General features: G+C 70.4%; 20 protein-coding genes. 7 read left to right on the forward strand and 13 right to left on the reverse strand.

Annotation, left to right across the window (positions count from 1 at the left end; translation table 11 throughout):
- Window position 1: 1 nt before the first annotated feature.
- On the forward strand, window positions 2–775 hold the full coding sequence (locus ACFOYY_RS21110) for a hypothetical protein (RefSeq protein WP_386191077.1): 774 nt from the start codon (window positions 2–4) through the stop codon (window positions 773–775).
- A 297-nt stretch (window positions 776–1,072) separates the two neighbouring features.
- Here the strand turns inward: ACFOYY_RS21110 and ACFOYY_RS21115 are convergent, their stop codons facing one another.
- The 10 genes from ACFOYY_RS21115 to ACFOYY_RS21160 all read right to left on the reverse strand — a co-directional run bounded on the left by ACFOYY_RS21115 (window position 1,073) and on the right by ACFOYY_RS21160 (window position 12,787).
- A complete protein-coding gene (locus tag ACFOYY_RS21115; protein ID WP_386191080.1) occupies window positions 1,073–2,440 on the reverse strand; it encodes a glycerate kinase in 1,368 nt (455 codons plus the stop codon).
- A gap of 336 nt (window positions 2,441–2,776) precedes the next feature.
- Complete coding sequence (locus ACFOYY_RS21120; RefSeq protein WP_386191083.1) at window positions 2,777–3,733, reverse strand: fumarylacetoacetate hydrolase family protein; 957 nt, start codon at window positions 3,731–3,733, stop codon at window positions 2,777–2,779.
- 8 nt (window positions 3,734–3,741) lie between these two features.
- Complete coding sequence (locus ACFOYY_RS21125; RefSeq protein WP_352012915.1) at window positions 3,742–4,620, reverse strand: BKACE family enzyme; 879 nt, start codon at window positions 4,618–4,620, stop codon at window positions 3,742–3,744.
- A 39-nt stretch (window positions 4,621–4,659) separates the two neighbouring features.
- Window positions 4,660–5,682 carry a Gfo/Idh/MocA family protein gene (locus ACFOYY_RS21130; protein WP_362782472.1) on the reverse strand — a complete coding sequence of 341 codons (1,023 nt, stop codon included), beginning with the start codon at window positions 5,680–5,682 and terminating at the stop codon, window positions 4,660–4,662.
- Window positions 5,679–6,557, reverse strand: coding sequence for a sugar phosphate isomerase/epimerase family protein (locus ACFOYY_RS21135; protein ID WP_352012913.1), 879 nt, complete (start codon window positions 6,555–6,557; stop codon window positions 5,679–5,681). The genes ACFOYY_RS21130 and ACFOYY_RS21135 overlap by 4 nt, the downstream gene beginning before the upstream one ends.
- Window positions 6,554–7,627, reverse strand: a complete 1,074-nt coding sequence (locus ACFOYY_RS21140; RefSeq protein WP_386191087.1) for an alcohol dehydrogenase catalytic domain-containing protein — start codon at window positions 7,625–7,627, stop codon at window positions 6,554–6,556. Before ACFOYY_RS21140 ends, ACFOYY_RS21135 begins: the two co-directional genes overlap by 4 nt.
- Window positions 7,624–8,640, reverse strand: a complete 1,017-nt coding sequence (locus tag ACFOYY_RS21145) for a hypothetical protein (protein WP_386191090.1) — start codon at window positions 8,638–8,640, stop codon at window positions 7,624–7,626. Before ACFOYY_RS21145 ends, ACFOYY_RS21140 begins: the two co-directional genes overlap by 4 nt.
- Window positions 8,637–10,430: an ABC transporter permease subunit gene (locus ACFOYY_RS21150; protein WP_386191093.1), complete on the reverse strand. Its 1,794-nt coding sequence runs from the start codon at window positions 10,428–10,430 to the stop codon at window positions 8,637–8,639. Before ACFOYY_RS21150 ends, ACFOYY_RS21145 begins: the two co-directional genes overlap by 4 nt.
- 45 nt (window positions 10,431–10,475) lie before the next feature.
- Entirely contained in the window at window positions 10,476–11,585 is a 1,110-nt protein-coding gene (locus tag ACFOYY_RS21155; protein ID WP_386191096.1) for an ABC transporter substrate-binding protein, read from the reverse strand.
- A gap of 50 nt (window positions 11,586–11,635) precedes the next feature.
- The gene (locus ACFOYY_RS21160; RefSeq protein WP_362917442.1) at window positions 11,636–12,787 is read right to left on the reverse strand and encodes an ABC transporter ATP-binding protein; all 1,152 of its coding nucleotides are present in this window, start codon (window positions 12,785–12,787) and stop codon (window positions 11,636–11,638) included.
- A gap of 280 nt (window positions 12,788–13,067) precedes the next feature.
- Here ACFOYY_RS21160 and ACFOYY_RS21165 point away from each other — a divergent pair, with 280 nt between their 5' ends.
- From ACFOYY_RS21165 to ACFOYY_RS21175, 3 genes are all read left to right on the forward strand, one after another.
- Entirely contained in the window at window positions 13,068–13,832 is a 765-nt protein-coding gene (locus tag ACFOYY_RS21165) for an IclR family transcriptional regulator (RefSeq protein ID WP_352012907.1), read from the forward strand.
- Between the two features lie 130 nt (window positions 13,833–13,962).
- A complete protein-coding gene (locus ACFOYY_RS21170; protein WP_362917440.1) occupies window positions 13,963–14,544 on the forward strand; it encodes a signal protein in 582 nt (193 codons plus the stop codon).
- 183 nt (window positions 14,545–14,727) lie between these two features.
- Window positions 14,728–15,957: a cytochrome P450 family protein gene (locus ACFOYY_RS21175; RefSeq protein ID WP_386191099.1), complete on the forward strand. Its 1,230-nt coding sequence runs from the start codon at window positions 14,728–14,730 to the stop codon at window positions 15,955–15,957.
- Between the two features lie 88 nt (window positions 15,958–16,045).
- Here the strand turns inward: ACFOYY_RS21175 and ACFOYY_RS21180 are convergent, their stop codons facing one another.
- The 3 genes from ACFOYY_RS21180 to ACFOYY_RS21190 form a co-directional block, all read right to left on the reverse strand.
- Window positions 16,046–17,287: a vWA domain-containing protein gene (locus ACFOYY_RS21180; RefSeq protein ID WP_386191101.1), complete on the reverse strand. Its 1,242-nt coding sequence runs from the start codon at window positions 17,285–17,287 to the stop codon at window positions 16,046–16,048.
- Window positions 17,284–18,522 carry an AAA family ATPase gene (locus tag ACFOYY_RS21185; RefSeq protein WP_386191104.1) on the reverse strand — a complete coding sequence of 413 codons (1,239 nt, stop codon included), beginning with the start codon at window positions 18,520–18,522 and terminating at the stop codon, window positions 17,284–17,286. Before ACFOYY_RS21185 ends, ACFOYY_RS21180 begins: the two co-directional genes overlap by 4 nt.
- Before the next feature lie 75 nt (window positions 18,523–18,597).
- Window positions 18,598–19,947, reverse strand: a complete 1,350-nt coding sequence (locus ACFOYY_RS21190) for a hypothetical protein (protein ID WP_386191106.1) — start codon at window positions 19,945–19,947, stop codon at window positions 18,598–18,600.
- Between the two features lie 228 nt (window positions 19,948–20,175).
- On the opposite strand from ACFOYY_RS21190, the gene lgt reads away from it, so the two are divergent.
- From lgt to ACFOYY_RS21205, 3 genes are all read left to right on the forward strand, one after another.
- Window positions 20,176–21,177 (forward strand): prolipoprotein diacylglyceryl transferase, encoded by a 1,002-nt coding sequence (gene lgt / locus ACFOYY_RS21195; RefSeq protein WP_386191109.1) that lies wholly within the window; start codon window positions 20,176–20,178, stop codon window positions 21,175–21,177.
- 546 nt (window positions 21,178–21,723) lie between these two features.
- Entirely contained in the window at window positions 21,724–22,485 is a 762-nt protein-coding gene (locus ACFOYY_RS21200) for an ABC transporter ATP-binding protein (RefSeq protein WP_386191112.1), read from the forward strand.
- Complete coding sequence (locus tag ACFOYY_RS21205; protein WP_386191114.1) at window positions 22,482–25,331, forward strand: ABC transporter permease; 2,850 nt, start codon at window positions 22,482–22,484, stop codon at window positions 25,329–25,331. Before ACFOYY_RS21200 ends, ACFOYY_RS21205 begins: the two co-directional genes overlap by 4 nt.
- Window positions 25,332–25,439 lie beyond the last annotated feature (108 nt).

The raw sequence follows: 25,439 nt of genomic DNA on the forward strand, positions 1-25,439 counted from the left end.
GATGACGTTCCTTATTCAACGCTTAAATGCCACTCCTCCCCCCTCCATCTCCGAGGAAAGCGACACTCCACCTTTCACTTCACCCGCCCTTGGAGAAGCTTTCGACTTCACAGTAAAAGTCCACCTGTCCTGGTTGCGGAACAACAGGCGTAGCCAGTGGACGCCTGACAGCGAAGAAGCCAACCACGTCAACGGCCTCATACGGCAGACGATTCGCGCTACTACGCGACGACACTCCATATTCGAACCGGACGCCGCGGAGACAGCTGTCAACATAGCCCTTGACCGCTGCCTATCGGGGGTATCACGTACGGACGCAAAGATCATCTCTCGTTGGAGCGCGAGGGCCGAGCTAGAGCTTCCCGAGGAGGTGAAGGAGGTCAGACGCACTCATCTGTTCGACATGCACGCGATCGAAGCACGTGCTGAGGCCGCAAAGCTGCGCGTCGAAAAGCTTCGTGAAACGGGTGCGGTTTGGGAGGATCTCCTGTCCGAAGCCACCGGCAGCGCGTTCGCCCGTTACGCCGTACGACTTACCGAGAATCCCGAGAACGTGGCTGACATCTTCGAACAGATGCTCGACGCCCGCCGGGAAGAAGCAGAGAAGCTCTTCAAGCTCGTCGCAGAGATCGTGGCTGCCCAGCGAACGGCAGGCATATACGATCTCGTGCTCGCTACTGACAGTGCGTTACGTCAGGCTTTCGAGCGGCTTGGAGTGCCGATACCACTAGCTGATCCTGATTCCATGTTCGCTCCTCTTGATGAAATTTCCTGATCTGAAGTTTCGTGTGGCCACCGCCCTTTCCCAGAGCATTCAGCCGCTCAACAGCGCCAAGGTTCAATCGAGTGTCAAGCCCACCGTCCGAAGCCGGAGACAGCCTGTCCCGTTCCGGGTGTCCCTACATCGCCTACGGTTCGCGTGCTCCGCCGTACTGGCAACGTCACCGTTAAGACATCAGTCCGCGTGGCTGATGGCAACGCGCGTACGGTTCAGTCGCTGGGCACGGGCCACAGAGGCCGTGCGTAGCACGGTTCTGGCGACGCTCAACGGGTCGATCGACCGGTCACCGTCTCAGGGGGTGGCGATCCGGGTGGTGAGGCGTTCGAGGAGGGGACCCGCCTCGGTCATGCATCGTCGTACGTCGGGTTCGACGTCGGTCAGCGCGTAGGCGGCCTCGATCCCGACCGCCCGCAGCTCCGCTTCGCTCACCGAACGCCGGCCGCAGACCGCCACGACCGGCACGCCGTGCCTGGCGGCCGCCGCCGCGACGCCCACGGGGGCCTTGCCGCGCAGGGTCTGCTCGTCGATCGAGCCCTCACCGGTGATCACCAGCCGGGCGCCCCTCACGTGCCGGTCGAAGTCCACCAGGTCAAGCAGGTAGCCGATGCCGGGCCGGATCTCCGCGTCGAGGAAGGCCAGCGCGCCGAACCCCACCCCACCCGCCGCCCCCGCCCCGGGCCTGCTCGCCACACCCGTCACGCGTACGGCCCCGCCAGGGGTGGCCGTGTCCCGCGCGTGTACGGCCCCGCCGGGAACAGCCACGCCCGTCGTGTGTACGGCACTGCCGGGGGTGGCCGTGTCCGGCGCGTGTACGGCGCCGCCTGACCCGGCCGTGTCCGGCACGGACGCGACGCCGCCGGGGACAGCCACACCTGGCGTGTGCGCGGTGTCGCCCGAGCCGGGCGCGTCCGGCGTGAACGCGACGCCGCCGGACTCGGTGACGGCTACCAGCCTGGTCAGGCCGGCCTCAAGGACGGCCACGTCCTCGGGGGTTGCGCCCTTCTGCGGGCCGTACACGGTCGCGGCGCCGTACGGTCCGAGCAGTGGGTTGTCCACGTCGCTCGCCACGACGACCTCGAAGCCGCGCAGTCTGCCCGAGGCGTCGATCGTGCGCAGGTCGCGCAGCGCGGCGCCGCCCGGCGGCAGGTCGTTCCCTGCCGCGTCCAGCAGCCGCACGCCGAGCGCCTGGAGCATGCCCGCGCCGCCGTCGGTGCAGGCGCTGCCGCCGAGGCCGAGCACGATCCGCCGCGCGCCGTGCCGTACGGCGTGGGCGATGAGTTCGCCGGCGCCCCGGCTCGTGGCGGTCAGCGGCGCCGGGTCACCGGGTAGTTTCCGCAGGCCGGAGGCCTCGGCCAGCTCGACGACCGCGACCCGGCCGTCCCGTTCGTCGCGTACGGCGTAGGCCGCCGGGATCCGCGCGCCGACCGGTCCGGTCACCTCCGTCTCGACCCGGGTGAACCCGCTCGCGACCACCGCCTCCACGGTGCCGTCACCGCCGTCGGCGACCGGGAGCCGGACCACGGCCACCCGCCCCTGAGCGGCGGCGCGCAGTCCGGCGGCCACGTGGGCGGCCACCTCGGGAGAGGTCAGCGACCCACGGAACTTGTCCGGCGCGACGATGATCCGTCCCGCCGTGAGTCCCGCTGTGAGCCCTGTCATGCCGTGTCCCTCCCCGATGTACCTCCCGCTGCTCCGTCCCGACCCGCCCGACTCCAGCGAGCCGACGACGGACCGATGGCGAACCGACCGGCCCGGTTCCGGCGCACCGGCGATGGGTCGGCCGTCCCGACTCCGGCGAACCGACGACGGACCGACCAGCCCGACTCCAGCGAGCCGACGACGGGTCGGCCGGCCCGGCTCTGGTGAACCGGTCAAGGTCGGCCGTCCCGACTCCGGCGAACCGACGACGGACCGACCAGCCCGACTCCGGCAAACCGGTGACAGGCCGGCCGCCCTTCCTGGAGGACTTCCCTGGAGGGCGGCCGGGCGGTCATCTCATATGACGCGTACCCGGTTGACGACCTCGCCGACGCCTTCCACGGTCACCGTCACCACGTCGCCGTCCCCCACCACCAGCGGGGGCGTGCGCGCGAAACCCACACCCGGCGGGGTACCCGTCAGGATCAGGTCCCCCGGTTCGAGCGTCAGGTAGCGGGAGGCGTAGGAGACGATCTCCGCGACAGAGAAGATCATCTTCTCCGTCGAGCCGTCCTGGACGACCTGGTCGTTGAGCCGGGTGACGATGCGCAGCGCCTGGGGGTCCTCGACGTCCTCGGCGAGCGTCACGACCGGCCCGACCGGGCAGAACCCGTCGGCGGACTTGCCGCGCAGCCACTGGCCGTCGGAGAACTGGGCGTCCCTGGCCGACAGGTCGTTGGCCGCGACGTAGCCGAGGACGTGGTCGAGCGCCTCGTCCAGGGCGACGTCCCTGGCCCGGCGCCCGATCACGACGCCCAGTTCGCCCTCGTAGTCGAGTTGGCCGGACAGGTCCTCCGGCACCTCGACGACGGCGCCGGAGGCCCGCAGCGCGTTGGGGAACTTCGCGAACAGCAACGGCCTGGCCGGAGGCTCGACGCCCGACTCCTCCGCGTGGTCACGGTAGTTGAGCCCGACGCACACGATCTTCGAGGGGTTCGCGATCGGGGCGAGGAGTTCGAGGTCACCGGCCGCGACCGGCTCGCCGTCGGCGCGCCACGCGCCGGTGTGCAGCGCCTCCCTCAGCACGTCGGCCGCCGGGTGGTCGGACTCGGTCGCGAGGACCGTCGCCTCCTCCGACTCGATCCTGACGAGCACGACCCGGCCGTCGCCGAGCCGGGCACGCGCCAGACCCCGTACGGCACGCACCGGCTCCGGTGCGGTACCACCGCGCACCGGGTCCTGTGCCGTACCGCCGCGCACCGGGTCCTGTGCGGTACCGCTTTGCACCGGGTCCTGTGCGGTACCGCCACTCATCAGGCCGGTCACCTGCTCACCCCGGCGATGCGCCTGGCCTCTTCGACGTTCGCGATCGGGCGGCCGATCTGCTGGGCCATGGTGACCGCGACCTCGACCAGTTCGGCGTTGCTGCGCGAGGCCTCACCGTTGGGCAGGTAGGGGTTGTCCTCCCAGCCGACGCGGACGTGGCCGCCCAGCGCGATGGCCAGCGGCAGCAGCTGCCACTGCGCGACCGGGTCCATGACGCTGATGTTCCAGTTCGTGTTCGGGGGGAGGTGGTTGACCATGTACATGAGCGCGTCCGGGGTCGGCGGCGTCCACGCGCCACCCTGCCAGCCGAAGAACAGGGTCGCCCAGGCCTTCTCCTTCAGCAGGCCCTGCCGCCGGACGTACTCCAGGTTCCAGAACGCGCCGGTGTAGAAGCACTCGATCTCCGGCTTCACGCCGTTGGCCTCGGCCGCGGTGACGAACTCGACGAGCTCGTCCCTCGGGTGCAGGGAGTACATCTCGTTGGCGGGGTAGGCCGGGTCGGGCTGGAAGTACTCGTCGTGCACGTTGAACGCGTAGGACATCATGTCGGGCTTGAGCGACATGAGTTCCACCTTCTCGGGCAGCCGGGCGCTGGCGATGCCGAACTGCATGATCGGATCGGTGCCCACGGTCCGGATCTTCTCGGTGAGATCCCGCCAACCGTCGAAGTCGATCTTGGAAAGCTTCTTGCCGTCTTCCTGGATGGCGTCCTCCAGGTAGTGGACACCGTGGTGGTGGCACAGTGTCGCGCCCGCGTTCACCGAGTCGATGTACTCCTGGCCGACCTTGTCGGTGTCCTCGATGGCCGGCATGCCCTTGTAGCCGGGATAGGACATCGTGCTGTCGACCGTGACGGTGATGACGAGCGGGTCCATGGGGGTTTCTCCTCTTTCTGTGGAACGGGGTGACAAATCTCAGAGCGAGACGGGACGGCCGGTGGCCACCGACTCGTAGGCGAGTTCGATGATCCGTACCGCGTAGGCGCCGTCCTCGGGGGCGACGGCGGTCGGCTCGTCCTTCGCGATCGAACGGGCGAAGCTCTCGATCCCGGCCGCGATCGAGTTGTACTTCCAGGTGGTGGGCTCGTAGGCCGTACCGGGCAGGGGCGACCCCTCGTGGTCGCGTTTGCCGTGGAAGATCATGGCCGGGGGGTTCTGGTGCTGGTCGACGACGATGAGGCCCTTGGTGCCGTGCACTTCGAGGCGCTCGTTCCACGGTCCTCCCGAGGTGAAGGTGGACTCGACGGAGAAGAGCGCGCCGGAGCGCGTCCGGCCGCACACCAGCGACCAGTCCTCGACCTGGCTGACGTCCACGAGCCGGTCGGACATGGCCCGCAGGGAGGCGACCTCGCCGAACATCCACTTCAGCAGGTAGAAGGAGTGGGCACCGGCGTCGATGATGGTGCCGCCGCCCGAGCCGTCCTGGCGGCCCTTCCACAGCTTCGGGTTGCCGAGCCGTTCGAACTCGTTGCCGCTGATCAGGGTGCGGACGAGGGTCACGTCCCCGATCTCGTCGCCGTTGATGGCGTCGAGGGCGGCCTGGTAGGCGGGGATGAACCGGGTGTTCTCGTTGACGGTGAACTTGAGGCCCTTGCTCGCGGCGAGGGCGACGAGTTCACGCGCGTGCCCGGCGTCCACGGTCATGGGCTTCTCGATCAGGACGTGTTTGCCCGCTTCGAGGAACTCCCGTGCGATCTCGTAGTGCACGTTGTGCGGAAGCACGAGGTCGACGGCGTCGATCCGGTCGTCGTCGAGCAGTTCGCGGTAGTCGGTGGACGCCCGCGCCCCGAGCGACCGCGCCGTCCGCTCGGCGACGGCCGGGTCCAGGTCGCAGACGACCGCGGCCTCCAGGCCGTCGGCCCGCTGGTAGGCGAGGTGGTGGGCGAGCTGGTAGATCTCTCCAAGGCCGACGACGCCGAAGCGTATCGATCCGGTCACTGGGCAACGCTCCCTTCGAGACGTTCGCGAATGATGCGAAGGTTGTGGGTGAGGGAATCCATCACCCGTGACTCGTGCCGGAAGACGGCCACCGACAGGACGCCGTCGAAGGCGACCTCACGCAGGGCGTCGAACACCTCGTCCCAGTCGATGTCGCCGTGCCCGATGTCGAGGTGCTGGTGGTTGCGCACCCCGGGGCTTCCCGGGTTGAGGAAGGTACGGCCGGGCAGCAGGGTGTCGGCCAGGTGGACGTGGTCCATGGTCTCGCCGGCGTAGGTGATGATGTCGCGGTTGACGTTCTTGAGGTGGCCGCGTTCGTCCTCGACACCGGTGAGGTAGAAGGTGTGCGGCACGCAGTGCAGGTAGGTGACGTGGTCGCTCTGCAGGCCCCTGATGAAGTCGACGGCCCCGATGCCGGACTCAAGCCAGTCGCCGGGATGCGGTTCGAGCGCGATCGTGATGCCCTCGGACTCCGCCAGCGGCAGCACCTCCTCCAGGGAGCGGCGCATCGCGGCCTCACCGGCCTGCGGGGCGCTCGGCCGTCCGGTGAACTCGGAGTTGATGCGGTCGCAGCCCAGGTCGACGGCCAGCTGGACGGTCTGCTTCCAGTAGCCGACCGCCGCCTGGCGGATGTCCTCCTCCGAGCTTCCCCAGGCCTGCTCGATGAAGATGGACGCGATCCCGACGCCGTGGGTCTTCGACGCCGTCGCGATCTCGGCGATCTTCGCCTTGGACGCGCGCCTGCCGCCGTAGCTCGGCATCACGTCGGGCCGGGGCGAGAGCTCCAGGTGTTCGAAGCCCGCCTGCCGTACGGTCGAGAACACCGTGTCGATGGGGTGTGGACGCAGCATCCACGTGTCGGTCGCGATCTTCATCTCGTTCCTCGCTGGTCGTTGTGCGTGATGAGGACCCGGCCCCGTGCCTGACCGCTTCGCAGCCGGGCGAGTGCCTCGTTGGCGTGGTCGAGGGGGTACTCCTCGTCCAGTGCCGGGGTGATGGCGCCCTCGGCGAGCAGCCGCAGCGCGTCGTGCTGGTCCTTCCTGTCGCCGTTGCGCGAGCCGACGATCTCCAGCTCGCGCTGGGCGAGGACCGTCGAGCTGACGCCGGGGAGGTCGGGCTCCTCGCCGACCACGACGATCCGGCCCCTGCGGCGTACGTACCGCGCGGCGTCGGCCATGGACTCCGACGTTCCGACCAGGTCGATCACCAGGTCGGCGCCGTCGGCGGGGCCCTCGTCACCGGCCCGGGACGCGGCCCAGGCGCACAGGGCGGACACCCGGTCCGCCGACGACGCGGGCACGACGTACTCGGCCCCGTTGTGTACGGCGAGCGCCAGGTTCTCCTGCCGCACGTCGACGGCCGCGGCGGAGATCCCGGCACCGGCCAGGAGTTGGAGGATGATCTGCCCGATGCCGCCCACGCCGATCACGACCGCGGTCCGCACCGGCGTCACGGTGCCGCGCCGGTAGGCGTGCACCGCCGTGACGACCGCGCAGCTCGACAGCCCGGCGATCCTGGGGTCGAGGCCTTCGGGAACCCTCAGCAGGTTCCTCGCGGGGGCCGCGAAGTACTCCGCGAAGCCTCCCGGCAGCGTCACACCGATGATCCCCCGCAGGTGCAGCGCCTGCGCGTCGGCCCCGGCCCGGGTGAAGCGGCACTCCCGCTCGGCGACGAACAGGTGGGGCACGACCACCTCGCCGATCTCGACCCCGGAGACGTCCCGGCCGCGTTCGACCACGACGCCCGAGGGTTCGTGGCCCATGATGTGCGGCAGTCCGGGCACGTAGGCCAGGCCGTCCTGGATGTGCAGGTCGGTACGGCACACGCCGCTGGACAGAGTCCGTACCAGGACCTCGTCCGGCCCGATCTCGGGGACGGGAACCTCGCGGATCTCCAGCGGCCCGCCGACGCGGGTCAGGAGCGCGGCGCGCATGGTGGCGCTCACCGCCATCCCTCGGCCCACCCCGCGAAGAAGGCGTCGGCGGCCTCGGCGGTCGAGTCGTAGTAGCCGTAGCACCCCTCGGTGGTCACCAGCGTCGGCAGGCGCAGCCCGGCGATGCGGCGGCCGAGGACGCCGAAGTCCGCGACGTCCAGGCGCAGCAGCCCGAACCCCTGCTCCCGGTGGGCGTCGTAGCCCAGGGCCAGGACGAGGTGGTCGGGTTCGAAACGGGTGATCGCCTCAAGCGCCGTCTCGAACGCGGGCAGGTAGGCGTCGAAGCCCGAACCGGTCGGCAACGGCAGGTTGAGGTTGCCGCCGGGGGCGCCGGGGCCACCGGTCTCCTCGGCGAACCCGGCGACGTGCGGCCAGCCCTCGGCGTGGATCGAGACGGTCAGGACCGACGGGTCGTCGTAGAACACGGCCTGGGTGCCGTTGCCGTGGTCCTGGTCGATGTCGAGCACGGCGACCCGGCCGCTTCGGGAGAGTTCGCGGGCCGCGATGGCGGCGTTGGCGAACACGCACAGTCCGCCGCCCACGGTGGGCAGGGCGTGGTGGCCCGGGGGGCGGGACGGCACGAGCACCAGCCCCGGGGAGGACCGGTCGGCCCGCGCGAGCCTGCGGGCGCCCTGCTGGGCGGCCGCCGCGCTGTGCAGCGCCCCCTGGCAGACCGAGGGGGTGGCCTGGGTGATCTCGTCGAAGAAGTACTGGATGTGCCGTCCCACGAAGGTGCGCGGCTCGGAGACCTTCAGGGCGGGGACCGCGATGACGTTCAGCGGGAACTTCGTGGACCCCTCCTGCCGTCCGCTGCCCTCCTTGACGAAGTCGACGTATTCGGGGCTGTGCACGGTCAGCGCCGCGGCGCCGCCGTCCTCCTCGGGCGCGAGCCGTTCGGCGTCGGGGAACGACCGGCGGAAGGCCTCCAGCGTCGCCGTGACCGAGGTCGGGTAGACGATGCCGGGAAACTCCTGGTTCTCGACATAGGGGGAGGTCATCTCCGCGACGACCGAGGGGGTGTTCATGAGGCTCCCATCCGGCTCAGCGCCACCCGTACGGCGCGCACGAGCCAGGCCATGACGAACCGGAGGAGGACCGCGGCCGCCCCTGCTCCGAGCAGGACGACGGCGACGACGGCTGTCCTCGGGCTCACTTCGAGTTTGATGTCCTGGAACATCCGCAGCGGCAGCGTCACCGCGGTCGGCCCGGACATGAAGGTCGCGACGACGACGTCGTCGAACGCGGCGAGGAAGGCGAACACGAAGCCGCTGACCAGCGCCGGGCGCAGCGCGGGCAGCAGGACGTGTCTGAGCACCGACAGGGGTCCGGCGCCCAGGCTGCGCGCGGCGTTCTCCAGCCGCACGTCGAGGTTGCGCAGCGCCGCCGCCGTGATCGACACCGCGAAGGGCAGCCCCAGCACCACGTACGGCAGGACCAGGCCCAGCGGGGTGCCGACGAGGCCGTGCGGCGCCACGAGCACGAAGAACCCGAGGCTGTAGATCATCGGAGGGACGATCATCGGCATCGCGACCAGGACCGCGACCGGCACCCGCGAGCGCCGTGGGCCCCGTACGAGACCGAAGGCGCCGAGACCGCCGATGACCACGCCGATCGCCGCGGAGAGCGAGGCGATGCCCAGGCTGAGGAAGGTCGAGCCGATCCACGACTCGTCGGCGAGGTAGTCGGCGAACCACCGGGTGGAGTACTCCTCCGGCGGGAAGATCAGGTAGGTCGCGTCGCTGAAGGACCAGATGGCCACCACGACCAGCGGCGTGACCAGCAGGGCGGCGCCCACGAGCCAGCCGCCGACCAGGATGGGCAGGCGCAGCCGTCCGACGACGCCGAGGACGGTGTCGAGCACCCGGGCACGCAGGTCACGCAGCCGCTCATACCGTTCGTCCTGTTTCGTGGACTCCCGGCGGGGGCTCGCGGCGGTGCTCCCGATGGAGAGCGAGGGCGCGAGGTAGCGGAAGAGGACGACGAACAGCACCAGGACGACCAGCAGGAGCAGTACGGCCTGCGCCGCGGCCCCGGCGGGATCGACGAGGTTGGAGAACTGGACGAGGATGGACTGGGCGATGAGCGTGTCGCCGGGGCCGCCGAGCAGCGCGGGCGTCACGTAGAAGCCGAGGGTGCTGATGAAGACCAGGGCGGCGGCGGCCAGGACCGCCGAGGAGGTCGCGGGCCGGTACACATGCCAGTGCGCGACCGCCGGCGAGGCCCCCAGGCTCTGCGCGGCCCGTACGGCGGCGCGGTCGATGCCGCTCATCACGCTGTAGATCGGCAGCAGCGCCAGCGGCAGCAGGATCTGCACGGTGCCGATCAGCATGCCGGTCTGGTTGAACACCAGGTCAGGAGGGTTGTCGATGCCGACAAGCGCGAGCGTTTTGGCGACGAGCCCGCTGGGGGCGAGGATCGCGATCCACGCGTAGGAGCGGATCAGGATGCTCGTGAAGTACGGCACGAGCACCACGACCATCAGCGCGCCGCGCAGCCGTTTGGGCATCCGGGTGAGCGCGTAGGCCATGCAGTACCCGAGGGCGACGCAGATGCCGGTCGAGAGCGCGGCGATGACCAGGGTGCGGCGCATCGCCCGCCAGAAGACCGGCGAGGTCACCTGCTCGTGGTAGTTCTCCAGGGTGAGTCCCTGCCCGCCGCGGAAACTGTCGACCAGCAGTGAGCACAGCGGGACGACGAACAGCAGGATCAGGACCGCCAGGAGCGGAACCAGGGTGAGCCACCGGCGATCCGGCCTGTGCCGTGGGGGGGCGGCCGGATCACCGGTGAACCGCTCCGGGGAGCTGTCGACCGACATGGATCTCCTAGGTCGAGGTCGTCTCGATCGCGGACGGGCCGTGGGCTACTTGGAGACCCACGCCTGCCAGCGCTCGATGGCGACTTCCTCATTGGACTTGGTCGACCCGGGGGCGGTGGAGGTCCACCAGTCGTAGTCCTGGGTCACGGCGGAGGCGACGTTCTTCGGTGACGTCGGCAGCAGGGCGGCGCGGTCCTCGGGGAGCAGGTCGAAGGCCGCCGAGTTCGCCGGCGAGTAGGTGATCGCGTTCGCGAAGTCCGCCTGGGCCTGCGGCTCCATCATGAAGGCCAGGAGCTTCTGCGCGTTCTTGGCGTTCTTGGCGCCCTTGAGGATCGCCCAGTTGTCGTACTGCAGGATCGACTGGTTCCACGTGCTCGCGACCGGCACGCCCTTCTCCTTGGCGCCCGCGACCCGGCCGTTCCACGCGCTGGCGACCGTGACCTGGCCGCCGGTGAGCAGCTGGATGGGCTCGGCGCCGGTCTCCCAGTACTTGACGAGGTTCGGCTTGAGCTTGTCCAGGCTCGCGAACACCCGGTCGTAGTCGATGGGGTAGAGGTCCTTCGGCGCGACGCCGTCGGCCAGTGCCGCGATCTCGAACGTCGCGCCGCCCGCGCCCCAGGCGCCCGGCGCGAGGGTCCGCTTCCCGGGGAACTTCGCGACGTCCCAGAAGTCCGCCCACGAGGTCAGCGCCTGGTCGCCGAGCTTGGCGGTGCTCCAGGCCGGGACGACGGAGATGTAGTAGGCGGGCACCGCGTCGTCGGCGGCCTTCACCGGGGAGATCTTCTCGCGGTCCCCGGCCTTCCACAGCGTGTAGTCGACCGGTTCGAGGGCGGCGCCGTCGCGGAACCGCTGGAGTACGGCGCCGTTGATGTTCACCAGGTCGAAGGCGGGGGCACCGGCCTTGACGCCCGTGAGCACCACGGCGGCGTCGAACTCGCCGGGGCTGAGCACGACGTCGATCCCCGTCTTCTTCTCGAACGGGTCGAAGAAGGCCTTCTTCATCGCCTTGCCCAGGTCACCACCGGGGTCGGGGACGACGACCGTACCGGCGGAGGGGGCACCGCCGGTGTCGTCGCCGCTTCCACAGGCGGCGGTCGTGAGCAGGGCTCCGGCCGTCACCGCCGCCCCCAGCACGGTCTTCCGGGAGAACTTCATCAGCCGAACCTTTCTGTCTTGCACATCTCTGACGCGTCCTGACCTGCGGCTTACCGCCGGCCGTCCGCGTGGTAGCCGCGTGCGGCGTAGGGGTCCCAGTGGACGGCGACCCGGTCGCCGACGGCCCATCTGGTCTCGGTGAGGTTCCTGAACGACAGGCGCGCGTTGAGGTTCCCGATCGCGGTCTCGACGACGTGCAGCGCCGTCGCGCCCTCGTACAGCACCTCGCTCACCACACCCGGTACGGCCTGCGCGCCCGTGCCGTCGGCGCCGTCGGGGGGCAGCAGCGAGACCTGTTCCGGGCGGACCCCGACCTCGACGCCCCGGTCGGGCCTGAGCGAGGCCGCGTTGGCCACCTCACGGCGGTGTTGCGACGAGTCGCCGTCGAGGACGACCCGGACCTGGCCGTCGGCGTCGAGGACGGAACGGCCCGTGAAGAAGTTGGTCTCCCCGACGAAGTCGGCCACGAAGGCGCTCGCGGGTCTCTCGTACAGGTCGGTCGGCGTGCCGAGTTGTTCGACGGCGCCGTCGTTCATCACCGCGACGCGGTCGGCCATGGTGAGGGCCTCGCCCTGGTCGTGGGTCACGTAGATGACGGTCGCGCCGAGGTTGCGCTGGAGGCGTTTGATCTCGACGCGCATGTGCTCGCGCAGCCGCTTGTCGAGCGCGCCGAGCGGCTCGTCCATGAGGAGCAGCGCGGGCCGGAACACGATCGCGCGGGCGAGCGCGACCCGTTGCTGCTGACCGCCGGAGAGCTGGTCGGGGAAGCGGGTCGCGTAGTCCTCAAGTTTGACCAGCTCAAGGGCGTGCTGGATGTGGCCGCGCTGTTCCCGGAGCGGCATCCGCCGCATCCGCAGCGGGAAGCCCACGTTCTGGGCGACGGTCATGTGCTTGAACAGGGCGTAGTGCTGGAACACGACGCCGATCTCGCGTCTGTGCGGCGCCAGCCGCGCGACGTCCCGGCCGTTGATGCGGATCGCACCGCTCGTCGGCTCCTCGAAGCCGGTGAGCATGTTGAGCAGCGTCGTCTTTCCCGCACCGGAGGGACCCAGGATCGCCAGGAACTCACCGCGTCGGATGTTCAGCGAGACACCGCGCACCGCCTCGACGGTCCCGTACTTCTTCGACAGGCCGTCCAGCTCAACCTCACCGCCCGTCGCGACCTGGTCGACGACCTGGACGCCCTCCGACACCTCGGACATCCTCAACTCCTCGGTAAAGTTGCAATCAATGCAACGCGTATGGCTGACGAACTTAGGCAGCCCCGCAAGGCATGTCAAGGGGTCAACCAGGGGTGAAACAGTACAGATCCGGCACCTTGGACCGGTCCAGCTGCGAAATCGGGCGCTTCCTTGGCCCAACTTGAGCGTGCTATGTTGTCGGCAGCGCAACACACCTCAGTGCGCGGCGCACCCCTGCCCACACTGAGAAGATTCCGAGAAGACGGTCAGTCCAGGATCTTGGTAAGGAGAGAATTTCTCTATGCCAGACAATCCATCACGGGACAACAGCGACCTCGGGAGCATGTCGCACATCAGGCGCGGTCTCATGGTTCTTGAGCAACTGGCCACCAAGTCTGCGACGGCGGCCGAGGTAGGGCGGTTGGTCAACGTGAACCGCAGCAGTGCGCTGCGCATACTTGGCGATCTCGTGGACGCCGGCTACGTCGCCCGCGACGACGCCACCAAGGAGTTCACCATCCGCCCGGAGCGGTTCTACGGGCTGATCGTCAACCATCCCGCGCACGAACAGCTGATAGAGAAGGTCGGCCCGCTGCTCAAGCGGCTGACCGGCGGGACCGGCGAGGCCTCCCTCTTCGCCGCCCCGGCCAGCGGAAACATGGTCTACGTGCAGTACCAGCCCTCATCCGAGGTACTCACCCTGCGCGAACGGCTCGGCACCGTACGGCCCATCCACTGTTCGGCGGTCGGCAGGGCCTACCTGTCGACGTTCGACGACGTCGCCCTCGACGAGGTCCTCGGCACCCTGAGCTACTCGGGCGGCACGGACCGCGCCGCCAAGGGCCCGCTCGACCTGCGCCAACGGGTCGAGGAGTCCCGGCTCCTCGGCTACGCCCTCGACATCGACGAGACCCTCGTCGGCGCGTCCTGCGTCGCGGCCCCCCTGAACAACAACGGCAGGTGCATCGGTTCGATCGCCCTGTCCGGACCGACCTCCCGCATGCCCAAGGACCGCCTCGTCGAGCTCGGCTCCTTCCTGGTCGGCGAGATCGCGAACACGTTCTGACCTTCGGCGAGCGCCCACATCGGGGACGGCCCTCGCCGAACGTCACCCAGCGGGCACCGCGCCCTCCCCGGAGAAACCAACGTCACGGACGACACCGCCGGCCCGAGATCCGGAGTCCTATGATTCCGGGATGCCCCTCAGATCCGTTCCGTTCCTTCTGCTGGTCCTTGGGCTCGTCGCCGGTTGCGGGCTTCGCGGAGCCGGGGCGGAGACGTCGATCCAGGGACGCTGGTGGACCTGGGCGTCCTCGGAGCCCGAGAACACGAATCCGGTCACGGACCCGAGCGGACGGTTCTGCCACCGGAACCAGCCGCAGGACGTGTGGTTCCTCGCCGGCACCTTCGGCGGTACGGCCCGGCGGACATGCGAGGTTCCCGAGGGACGGCCGATCGTGTTCCCCCTGGTGAACCGGACCGCCACCAGGGCCGAGTGCCGGAGGTTCATGGCCGCCGCCAAGGGTGAGGCCGTCCTCGACGGCGCGCCGGTCGCGTCCGAACGGCTGACCGAGGGTCGCGTCGCCATAACCGGCGTCGCGGGCAACCCGCTGACCGGCCGGAAGGGGAGGATGCTCTCCCCCGCGTGCGGCATCTGGGTACGGCTGCGACCGTTGAAGCCCGGCCGCCACACCCTGACCATCCGCGGCTCCTCCGACGACTTCCGCACGGGCGTCGACTACACGCTCATCGTCGATCCTCCCGGCCCCCAGGCCTGAGGACCTGTTCCGTGGGCCCTCGCCACGGTGAAGATCGTCCTGGAGGGGAACGGTGGCCTTTCCCGCCGGTCGGGGGATGTACTGAGCGGTCCTCTGTCACAGATGGCCGGGCTGCCCTGTCAACTGTGCGCGGAGAATCGATCTTCAGTGTGCTTCGCCGTCGCGACCGTTAGGAGAAGGCACGTGTCCCACCCCCTCCCGTTCGTCATCGACCCCACCGGTGCCGACCGGTACACCGAGTACCGGGCCCTGCGGGACCGAGGCCCGGCCACCCCGGTCGACGTCCTCGGCCTGCGCGTCTGGGCGGTCACCGACCCCGCCCTGCTCAGGACCCTGCTCACCAGCCCCGACGTCTCCAAGGACGGCCGCCTTCACTACCCGGCCTTCCAACGGACGATGGAGACCTGGCCGCTCGCCCTGTGGATCGGGGTTCAGAACATGTTCACCGCCTACGGCGCCGACCACCGCAGGTTACGCCGCATGATCGCCCCCGCCTTCAGCGCGCGTCGCATCGCCGAGCTGAGGCCGACCGTCCAGGCCATGGTCACCGGGCTGGTCGACGACCTCGCCGCGGTTCCCCCGGGACAGGTGGTCGACCTGCGCGAGCGGCTGGCCTACCCGTTGCCCATCGCCGTGATCGGCCACCTGATGGGCGTCCCCGAGGAACGGCGCAACGACTTCCGGCAACTCGTCGACAACATCTTCGACAGCACCCTCACCCCCGAGCAGGCCCAGGCCAACACCGCGCTGCTCTTCGAGACCATCGAACGGCTGATCGCCGACAAACGCGACAACCCCGGCGACGACATGACCTCCCTCCTCATCGCGGCACGCGACGAGGAGTCGGACGGCACCGGCCTCACCGGCGCCGAACTGCGCGACACCATGATCCTGATGATCAGCGCCGGGTACGAGACGACCGTCAACGTCATCGACCAGGCCGTCTTCGCGATGCTGACCTCCCCCGACCAGCTCCACCTCGTCCACGAGGGCCGGGCCACCTGGGAGGACGTCGTCGAGGAGACCCTCCGCGCCGAACCCGCCGTCAAATACCTGCCGCTGCGCTTCGCCGTGACCGACATCGAACTGCCCGGCGGGCAGGTCATCGCCGCGGGAGACCCCATCCTCGCCGCGTACGGCGCCGCCAACCGCCACCCCGGCTGGCACGGGCAGGACGCCGACACCTTCGACGTCACCCGGGCGACGAAGGACCACCTGACGTTCGGCTACGGCGTGCACTTCTGCCTCGGCGCCCCCCTTGCCCGCCTTGAGGTCGCCGAAGCCCTGCGGCAGCTCTTCTCGCGTTTCCCCGCCATGTCGCTCGCGGCGCCCGCCGACACGTTGCGGCCGGTCCCCAGCCTCATCAGCAACGGCCACCAGGAACTCCCCGTGCGCCTGCGCGCCGCCGAGTAGCCCGCCGTACGATCCCGGAGGACCTCTGGGCCGGCTACCCGTGCGGGTAGCCGGTCGCCCCGCGCAGGCCCGGCCGGCGACGACCGGGTCAGCCGATGGTCACCACCCGCGCCCACTCGGGTGGCCGATCCGGCACGTAGAAGGAGTCGCCCTCCTCCCACGAGCGAAGCCGCCCCCTCCTGGAGAACAGCCCGATCACCGTCCGGCACGGTGGCCGTACCTCCGGCCAGCGGGTCTGCCCGTCGGTCAGGACCACGACGACGTCCGGCGCGGGCCTCGTCCGCAGCGCTCCGGCGAAGCCCGTACGCAGATCCGTCCCGCCACCGCCGACCAGCGGAATCCCCTCCGCGCGGCACAACCCGTGCACGGCCTGGACCGCCGCGTCGCACGACAGCACGCCGACCAGGTCACGCCTGCCGCCCACGGCCCGGACGATCGCGGCGATCTCCACGAGCGCGCCGCCCAGTTCGGCGTCGCTGACCGACCCCGAGGTGTCGACGACCACGGACACCCTGGGCGGTCTGCGCCGCAGGCTCGGCAGCACGACGCCGGGCAGGCTCGTCGAGCGCCGCGACGGCCTGCCGTACACGTAGTCCTCACCCGCGCCGGGGCCGGAGAGCGCGGAGCGGACCGCGGCGCCGAGCAGTTCGCGCCACGGCTGCGGCGGGTGGAACGCCTCCTCGGCCCACCTGCGCCACCCCTGCGGGGCGTCGCCGGGACGGCCGACGATGCCCTCCGCCACCCGGAAACGCACCGCGTCCCGCTCCTGCGGGCTGAGCCCGTACGCGCCGTCCGGCCCGAGCTCCCACTCCCGTTCCAGCCCGTCGGCCCCGCTGCCGCAGTCCAGCCAGACCAGCCCCTGCGTGTACGGCCCCAGCGTGAACCGGCGCAGGTAGTCCTCCATCAGCTTGCCCTCGGGCAGCCCGAGGGCCTTCGGATCGACGGCGTCCTCGGGCCTGACCAGCCCGTCCCCGTACACGTCGTCGTTGATCTCGCAGTCCGCGGCGATGTTCATCCGCAGCCGCTCCCCCGGCCCGGTCAGGCCCCGTTCCACGGCGACCCGGTCGCTGCGTCCGTGGTGGTCGCGCAGCAGGTGGGAGACCTCGTGCACCCACACGCCCGCCAGCTCCTCCACGGAGGTCGCGGCGACGAACGGCGGCGAGACGTAGCAGCGCCAGTACCTGTCGACGGCCATCGTCGGCACCCGCCGTGACTCGACCGGGTGCAGCGCGAACAGCGCCGTCGCCAGGTAGGGCCGGGCCCGGACGGCGAGCAGCCGGGCCGCGAAGAGCTTCTCCAGGTCCAGCCTCCCCGTCGCGACGGACGTCATCGGCCCCGCCCCGCGACGGCGGTGATCCGTGCCGCCGCCCTGTCGGCCTGCCCGCCCAGCGACACCACCCCGGCGAGCCTCTCGATCGACGCCGGGACCTCCCAGTCGGCGTGACGCAACGCGGCGAGCGTGGACGCGGGCACGACCACCAGGTCAGGGGCCCCGGTCTCCAGCGCCCTGACCAGCAGGGCCCACGCCGCCTCCCACCTGGCCCGTTCAGGCCGCCTCCTGACCGCCTCGACCACCCCGTCGAGTACGGCCTGGCGCAGGTCACCCCGTTCCGGCAGGAAGGCCGCCGCCGGGTCGGCCAGCAGCGTCTCCGGGTCGGGCAGGTCCATCCTGTCCGTCCAGGCCAGCAGCTCCAGCCCGGGACCGTCCCCGACCGTGCCCCTGACCAGCGTGGACAGCACCTCCCTTGAGGTGTTCGCCGCGGTGGCGAAGGCTGTGAGCCGCAGCGCCATCTCCCAGCTGCGGGGCGAGGGCCACGGCCCGCCCCTGCGGGTCTCCTCGCTCGGCAGCCGGTGCACGAGGGTGGGACGGGCGGCGAGGAGCCCGCACACCGCGCGCCTGGCGAACGTCACGGCCTGCGGCAACAGCTCCGGGTCGAGCCGGGGCAGCGTCGCCCTCGGCCAGGTCCCGCCGAGACCGCGCACCACCACGTCGTGGTCGTGAGCCCACCACAGGTGGACGAACCGGTTGGCCAGGGGCGCGCTCAGCTCCCAGCCGTCGGCCGCCGAGGAACGCGGGTTGGCCGCCGCCACGATCCGCACCCCGGGCGGAAGCCGCAGGGCGCCGACCCGGCGTTCGAGCACGAGACGGAGCAGGGCGGCCTGCACCGCGGGCGGTGCCGTGGACAGCTCGTCCAGGAAGAGCAGCCCCCTGCCCGCCGCGGCCAGCCGTACGGCCCAGTCCGGCGGGGCCATCGGGACGCCCTGGGTCGCGGGGTCGTCGCCGACCACCGGCAGGCCGGAGAAGTCGGACGGTTCGTGCACGCTGGCGATGACCGTGGTCAGCGGCAGGTCGAGGGCGTCGGCGAGCTGCTGGAGGGCCGCGGTCTTGCCGATCCCCGGCTCCCCCCACAGCAGCACCGGCAGGTCGGCCGCCACGGCCAGGGTCAGCGCCTCAAGTTGCGGGTCGGCACGCGGCTCCGTGGTCGTGTCGCCGAGCATGGCGATCAGGTCGGCGGCGACCTCCAGATCGCCGGCGTGAGCGGTACGGGATGAGAATTCGAGCATCGGATCACCTCTGGGTCTGAGAAGGGTTCAGCGGGATGTCCGCTGACGTTCGGTGGGGATGTTCGGTGGGGACGTTCAGCGGGACGTCGTGCGGCGCGAACGCGCGTGGTCGGCCTTGGCGCCTGTCTGAGGCACCTGACCAGGCCAGATGACCGATTCCTTGCCTGGCCCGGTCAGTCCGGTCCGGAACCGCCCGTGCGCGACCCGTCGCCGTGCCGCCGCCTCAAGCTCGCCCCGCAGGGCGCCCTCGGGCAGTGCGGCGCCGGGGCCGAGGAGGTCCTCGACGGCGGCCAGGGCACCGGCGACGTCGCCGTGCTCCAGCCGCGCGCGGATGCCGGGGAGGCCCTCCGGAGCACGGTGCGCCTCCTCGATCACCCGCAGGCAGGGCAGCGGGGTACCGGTCAGCGCGGACAGCAACCTCTCGCGGTGTATCTCGGCGGGGTCGTGGTCAAGCGGCACGAGCACCCCGTCGACGAGCCCGATCCGGTGCCGGGCGCCACGGCACTCGACCAGCCGCCACGCCTCCCGGCCACCGGTTCGCGGTGGGCGGGACGGAAAGTGGTCCGGTGCGAGCGCCGACGCGACGAGCGGGTGCAGCCGGTCGGCCTCGATCAGTCCGGCGCGGAGCAGCATCAGGTCGGGCGGCACCCACGTCGCCGCGTCCGGCAGCACGGGCAGCGCCGACCGGCCGCCCCGTGTGGGAGCCGTCGTGATCCGTACCTCAGGGAACGCCGTCAGGTCCAGCACCAGCAGGCGCCGCCTCCCGAGCCGTACGGCGACCGCGTCCCCTTTCTCCTCCTGGAGAAGGGTCCACGCCTCGGCCGCCCACCGGTCCACGGCGCAGCCGGGCTCCAGCGGCACCCCCGGATCCTGAGAGGGAGGGTCGCCGGCCCCGGCGCGGACCCGCAGCTCACCGGCCCTGCGGGCGTCCCACAGGTGGCGGTGCAGGTCGAGGCGGAAACGCCGGTTCGGCCGGGGGTGCGGGTGCCGTCCGGCCCCGGACCCGTCCCACAGCGCCAGGCTGATCCGCTGCCCGGCGCCCGCCCAGGCGGGTGGGGTCCGGGCCACGAGGTGCACCGTGGCGCCGCCGCCGTACGACGCAGGGAGGTATCGGGCCAGGGAGACGGTCAGGCCCGGCCGCAGCAGACCGTCGGGGACGATCCGCGGCATGTGCCAGCGCAGCAGGTCAGGAGCCAGGTGACGAAGGTCGTCCCGGACTCGGGCCATGAGCTCCCGGCCGTGGGTGCGAGCCGTGGAGCGCAGGTTCAGATCGATGTCGACGTGCGCCGCCGCGCACGCCCCCGCCCAGTCTCCGACGGTACGGCGGGCGGTCGCTGTCTCGATCATGGAGGGCGGCACGGCGAACTCGCGCACGTGCAGCCAGAGGGAGAGCCGGGAATCCTCGGTCACGGTCAAGGGGCGCATCAGCACTCACCTTGCCGGAACGAGACCCCCAATCCACAGGAGTAGGTATTCATCCCGGCCAGCATAAAGCCTTCCCCACCGGATCCGCCATGCACGAAATACCGGCCCCACCGGAAGGGGGACGATTTTCCGGAGGGATTTCCGTTTTCCGCGCGACCATAAACCGGTCCTGTGGACAGATTGGTCGTTCCTGTACGCCCCGGTGGCGCGCCTGTAGTGTTCTCCACCGTGATACTCGCGAGCATTCCCAGCCCGGCGACAGCGGTCTGGTACGTGAATCTCGGGTTCTTCGAGATTCCGATCCGGGCCTACACGTTGTGCATGGTCGCCGGGGTCGTCGCCGCGAGCCTCATCACGAACAGACGCATGCGCAGCCGTGGCGCGCCCGCGACCGCCGCCCTCGACATCGCCGTGTGGGCGGTGCCCTTCGGCATCGTCGGCGCCCGCCTCTACCACGTCGTCACCACCCCGGAGAAATACTGGGGCGCCGGTGGCGAGGGCGTCATGGGCACCCTCAGGGTGTGGGAGGGCGGCATCGGCATCTGGGGCGCCGTCGCCGGAGGCGCGCTCGGCGCCTGGATCGCCTGCAGGAAAACGCGGTTGAGTTTCACGCTCCTCGCCGACTGCATCACCGTCGGCCTCCCGATCGGCCAGGTGATCGCCCGGCTGGGCAACTGGTTCAACAACGAGCTCTACGGCGGCAGGACCGACCTGCCGTGGGGCCTTGAGGTGCACAGGATGTCCGGCGGCGGCCCGGGAGAACCACCGATCGGCAGCGCGGCGGTCGACGCCGAGGGCAGGCCGGTCCTGCTGGAGGGCCTCTACCACCCCGCGTTCCTCTACGAGATGGTGTGGGACCTCGGCGTGGCCGGGTTCGTCTACTGGCTCGACCGTAGACACAGGTTCGGCAAGGGCCGCGCGTTCGCGCTCTACGTGATGGCCTACACCGCGGGCCGGGCCTGGATCGAGACCCTGAGGACGGACGAGGCCCTGATCCTCTTCGGCCAGCGTCTCAACTTCTGGGTCGCGATCGTGGTGTTCCTGTCCGCCCTGGCCTACTTCGTACTGCGCAGGGGGCCGAGGGACCATCTCGTTCCCGCTCCCGGCGGTGAGGGCTTCCTGACCGTCACCGAGGCGGAGTTCCTCGCCCACAGGGCGGCCGGACCCCGGACCGGCACCGGCGATTCCGCCCCCGCGGACGAGCCGGACGGGGCACAGGCCAAGAACTGACGACCCCTTTACTCTTTCAACGACAATTCATGACCGGAACGATTGTGTCGATTTCCTGAACAGACCGAAGAGAACGGTCGCCGTCCAGGAATCTTTCCTCTCATTCCTGCGAATGTGGACAAGCCATCGAACATGCCTCTCACATTCCATTCACCACATCAAGTGACATACATTATTCCACTTGTCGGACGTCAGGGCCGTCCTTATACTCGCCCGTAAGCCAAGCAGCCTGACGCGATCAGTCACGCGTCATCCCCCATCGGCGGACGCTCCACTCACCAACCCGTCGACGGATCGATGAAAAAGGCCTTCACCTCCGGTGCTTGTGCTCTTGTTGTCGCCATGGCCCCCCGGGCCGCCGACAACGCCACGCCGTACATCGGCGGGGTCTGGATTCACAGAAAAGTCACGAGTCAAAGAAAACAGGAATCAATGGCCACCGATAACCGCACGAAATCACCGGCGACGAGGAATGCCGCCTCCCTCGGCAGGGGCTCCGCGCAGGTTCCGAGACGTGATCGGCGAAGGTGGCCCGCGGCGTCCAAGGTGTGGTCGACGATCAGGGGCGGCGCGAACGGCACCGGCCCGCGGCCCGACGAGACCGGCCGGACGCTGATCCGCGCGAACGGCATCGTCAAGACGTATCGGTCCGGCGAGATGTCGGTGCCCGCGCTCAGAGGCGTGAGCCTCGAAATCCAGGCCGGTGAGTTCGTGGCCATCGTCGGCCCTTCGGGCACCGGGAAGTCGACGCTGATGAACTGCCTGTCCGGAATCGACACCGTCGACTCCGGCACGGTGATCGTCGACGGCCTCGACCTCCACGCGCTCTCCGACCGGAGGCGTACGGAGCACCGGGCCAGGCGCATGGGGTTCGTGTTCCAGGGCTTCAACCTGATCCCGGTCCTCAACGCGGTGGAGAACGTCGAACTCCCCCTCCTGGCGGCGTCGGTCAGACCGGCCGAGGCACGCGAACGCGCCCACGCCATGCTGGCGAGGGTCGGCCTGGCCGACCGGGCGAGACACCGGCCCGGCCAGCTCTCCGGAGGCCAGCGGCAGCGCGTGGCCATCGCCCGCGCCCTGGTCGGCGGCCCCGCCGTGATCTGGGCCGACGAGCCGACCGGGAACCTCGACTCCTCGACCGCCGCGGCCGTCGTCGAACTGTTCGCCGAACTGAACGAGGGCGGGCAGACGATCGTCATCGTCACCCACGACGACACGGTCGCCACGTGCGCCAACCGGACGATCGAGCTGATCGACGGCCGTGTCGCCACGGTCCCGGTCACCTGGGGTGACTGGAGGCAGTCGTGACGTACGCCGCCATCGCCGTCCTGGCGCTGCTCGTCCCGCCGATCGTCTTCGACCTCGTGTTCCGCCCGGCCATCCGAAGGATCGGGCTGCGTGAGGTCCTGCGGCGTCCGAGAGCGGCGGCCCTGGTCGTCTTCGGCTCGATGCTCGCGACGGCCCTCATCACCGGGTCGTTCGTCGTCGGTGACTCCTTCGGGACCTCCTACCGCGTCCGGGCGGAGACCCACCTGGGGCCGCTGGACCTGCTCGTCACGTCCGAGAACGTCAAGGACGACCTCCGTACCCTGGACGCGTCGCGCCTGGTGGACCGCAGCCCGATCGAGTCGGTCATGGCGGTGCGCGAAGGAGAGATCACCGCCACAGACGGCCACGGAAGGACGCGTCCCCGCACGAGGTTCTGGGAGCTGGAGCCCGCCGAGGCACGCGCGTTCGGCGACGACCTCGACGCCTCAGGCCTGACGCGGCTGCCCGCCAGGCTCGGACGCGACGAGGTGGCGATCAACACACGTCTGGCCCGGAGCCTGGACCTCACCCCCGGAGACGACCTCGAACTGACCGCCGGTCCGACCACCGTCAAACTGCGCGTCGCCAGAGTGCTCCGCGAGCGGGGAATCGCCGGATACGCACCGATCATCGTCACGAAGGGCACACTGAGCGACGCGCTGCCCCACCGGCCCGGCGTCGTCCGGGACATGATCGCCGTCTCGAACGTCGGCGGCACGTACGGCGGGGCGGACAGGACCGTCGAGGCGGAACTCTGGATCGTCGCGGCGCTCGGCGACCGGACCCCCGTCGTCTCCGTGAAGTCGCCTGCCCTGGACCGGGCGAACCGGATCGGCGACGAGGCGAAGAACCGGTTCGGCATGGCCGGTGGCTTTCCCTTCGCCGCGGCCGTGCTCCTCGTCATCAGCCTCTTCGTCATGTTCGTGACGGAGCGGAGGGCCGAGCTGGGGACCCTGCGCGCCATCGGCCTGCGGAGGGGACACATCCGCAGGATCTTCGCCGTGAAGGGGCTGGTCCTCGGCCTGCCCGCCACCCTCCTGGGACTCGGGGCCGGGGTGGGCGTCGCGGCCCTGGTCGTCCGCGTGAGCCACGGCTCGTTCGGGGTGGACGAGAACCTCCGGCTCCACCTGGACGTCCAGCCCGCCGCCCTGCTGTCAGGGGCGCTCATCGGGCTGGCCGTCTCGCAGCTCACCGTGCTGGCCGCGACCCTGAGGACCACCAGAGCCGACATCATGGCCGCGATGCAGGACGCCGCGCCACACGGTTCCGGCGGGTCAAGGCGCTGGATCGTCCTCGGCCTGTCGCTGTCCTGCGTGGCGGCGGCAGGCTGGCTGCTGACGTCGGACCGTCAGTTCACGGCGTTCGCCGCGCCGATCGTGTTCGTGCTCGGCTTCCTCCCGCTGCTGATCGACAGGATGGGCCGCAAGGTCGCCGTGACCCTCTGCTGCGGGCTGGCCCTCGTCTGGGCGAGCACCGTCTTCGGCATCCTGACCGGCACCTTCGAGGAGGTCGACCTCAAGCTGCTCATCGTGCGGGGCGTCGTCCTGGTGGGGTTGTCGTCGGTCGTCGTCGCGGTGTTCGACGGATGGCTGGTCGCCCCGATCCTGGCGGTCACCCGGAGGTTCGTCGCGCCCCGTCTCGGTCTGACGACCGTACTGGCGCGACCGGTCAGGACCGCGTTGCTCACCTCCTTGTACGCGCTCGTCGCCTTCGCGCTGACCTTCACCGCGATCCTCAACACGGTCCTCAGGCAGGAGGAGCCGAACGACGTCGCCCGCGCGGGCGGGGGCTACGACGTCGTCCTGTTCAGCAGCCGTCTGTCCCCGGTGACGACGAAGCAGCTGAGAGCTCGGAGCGACGTCGCGTCGGCGATCAGGCTGACCGACGGCTACGCCATGATCACCTCAGCCGCCCTGGACAGGTACGAGGCCGCGCAGGGCCACCGGCACGCCTGGGACTCCGGCACGCCCCGGCCGCTGCGCAGGACCGTCACCCTCGTCACGCCCGAACTCGCGGGCAACCGCCCCCCGAGGCTGACGGAGCGTTCGCAGGAGTTCGGCTCCGACGCCGAGGTCTGGGCCCACGTCGCCGCCGACGCCTCCGCGGTCATCGTTCCGAAGTACGTCGGCCTCGAAGTCGGCGACAGCGTGCGGCTCGTCGACCGGTCGAACCGTCCGGCCGAGCTGAAGGTCGTCGGCCTCAGCGACTGGAACCGGCTCGTCGGGGCCGGGCTGTACGTCTCGGAGAAACAGGCCGGATCGCTCCTGACCGAGGTGCCGCCCCTGCGCCGTCAGTACGTCGCGGCCGCGCCCGGAACGACGGCGGACGCCCTCGTCGAGGCGCTGAACACCGACTACGTGACCGCCGGGGCCGACGCCCACTCCTTCGCCGCGGACGTCGCCGCCGAGTCGGCGAAGACGGGGGCGTTCGTTCAGACCCTGCGGGGTTCCATCGGTCTGGGGCTGCTGGTCGGCATGGCCGGGCTGGCCGTCGTGCTGGTCCGCGGCGTCCGCGAACGACGTGGGCAGTTCGCGATGCTGCGGACCATCGGGTTCAGGCCCGGCGCGCTCAGGAACGCCCTCCTCGTCGAGGTGTCGTTCGTCGGCGTCCAGGGCACCGTGCTGGGCGCCGGGCTGGGCGTGCTGAGCGTGTGGCAGGTCCTGGCGCCGCGGACCGCCACGGCTCGCGGCCTCGGCTTCACGGACCTCACGGACCTCACGGTGCCGGTCGCCTTCCTCGTGGTGCTGGCGCTGTCAGCCCTGGCCGCGGCCCTGCTCGCCGTCCGGGCGGGACGCGCCGTCTCCGCCGAAGCGCTCCGGCCGTCCCACTCCGGCCTTCTCATCTGAACCACTGTGATACCTTCGGCGGCGCCGTGCATTATTGCGAATTCGAGGAGGTGAGTCCGATCAACGCTGTGACAGGCCGGGGCTCCCTCCTTCGCATGGCCTAGGGAG

The sequence above is a fragment of the Streptosporangium jomthongense genome, from assembly GCF_042650425.1.
GTDB lineage: Bacteria > Actinomycetota > Actinomycetes > Streptosporangiales > Streptosporangiaceae > Streptosporangium.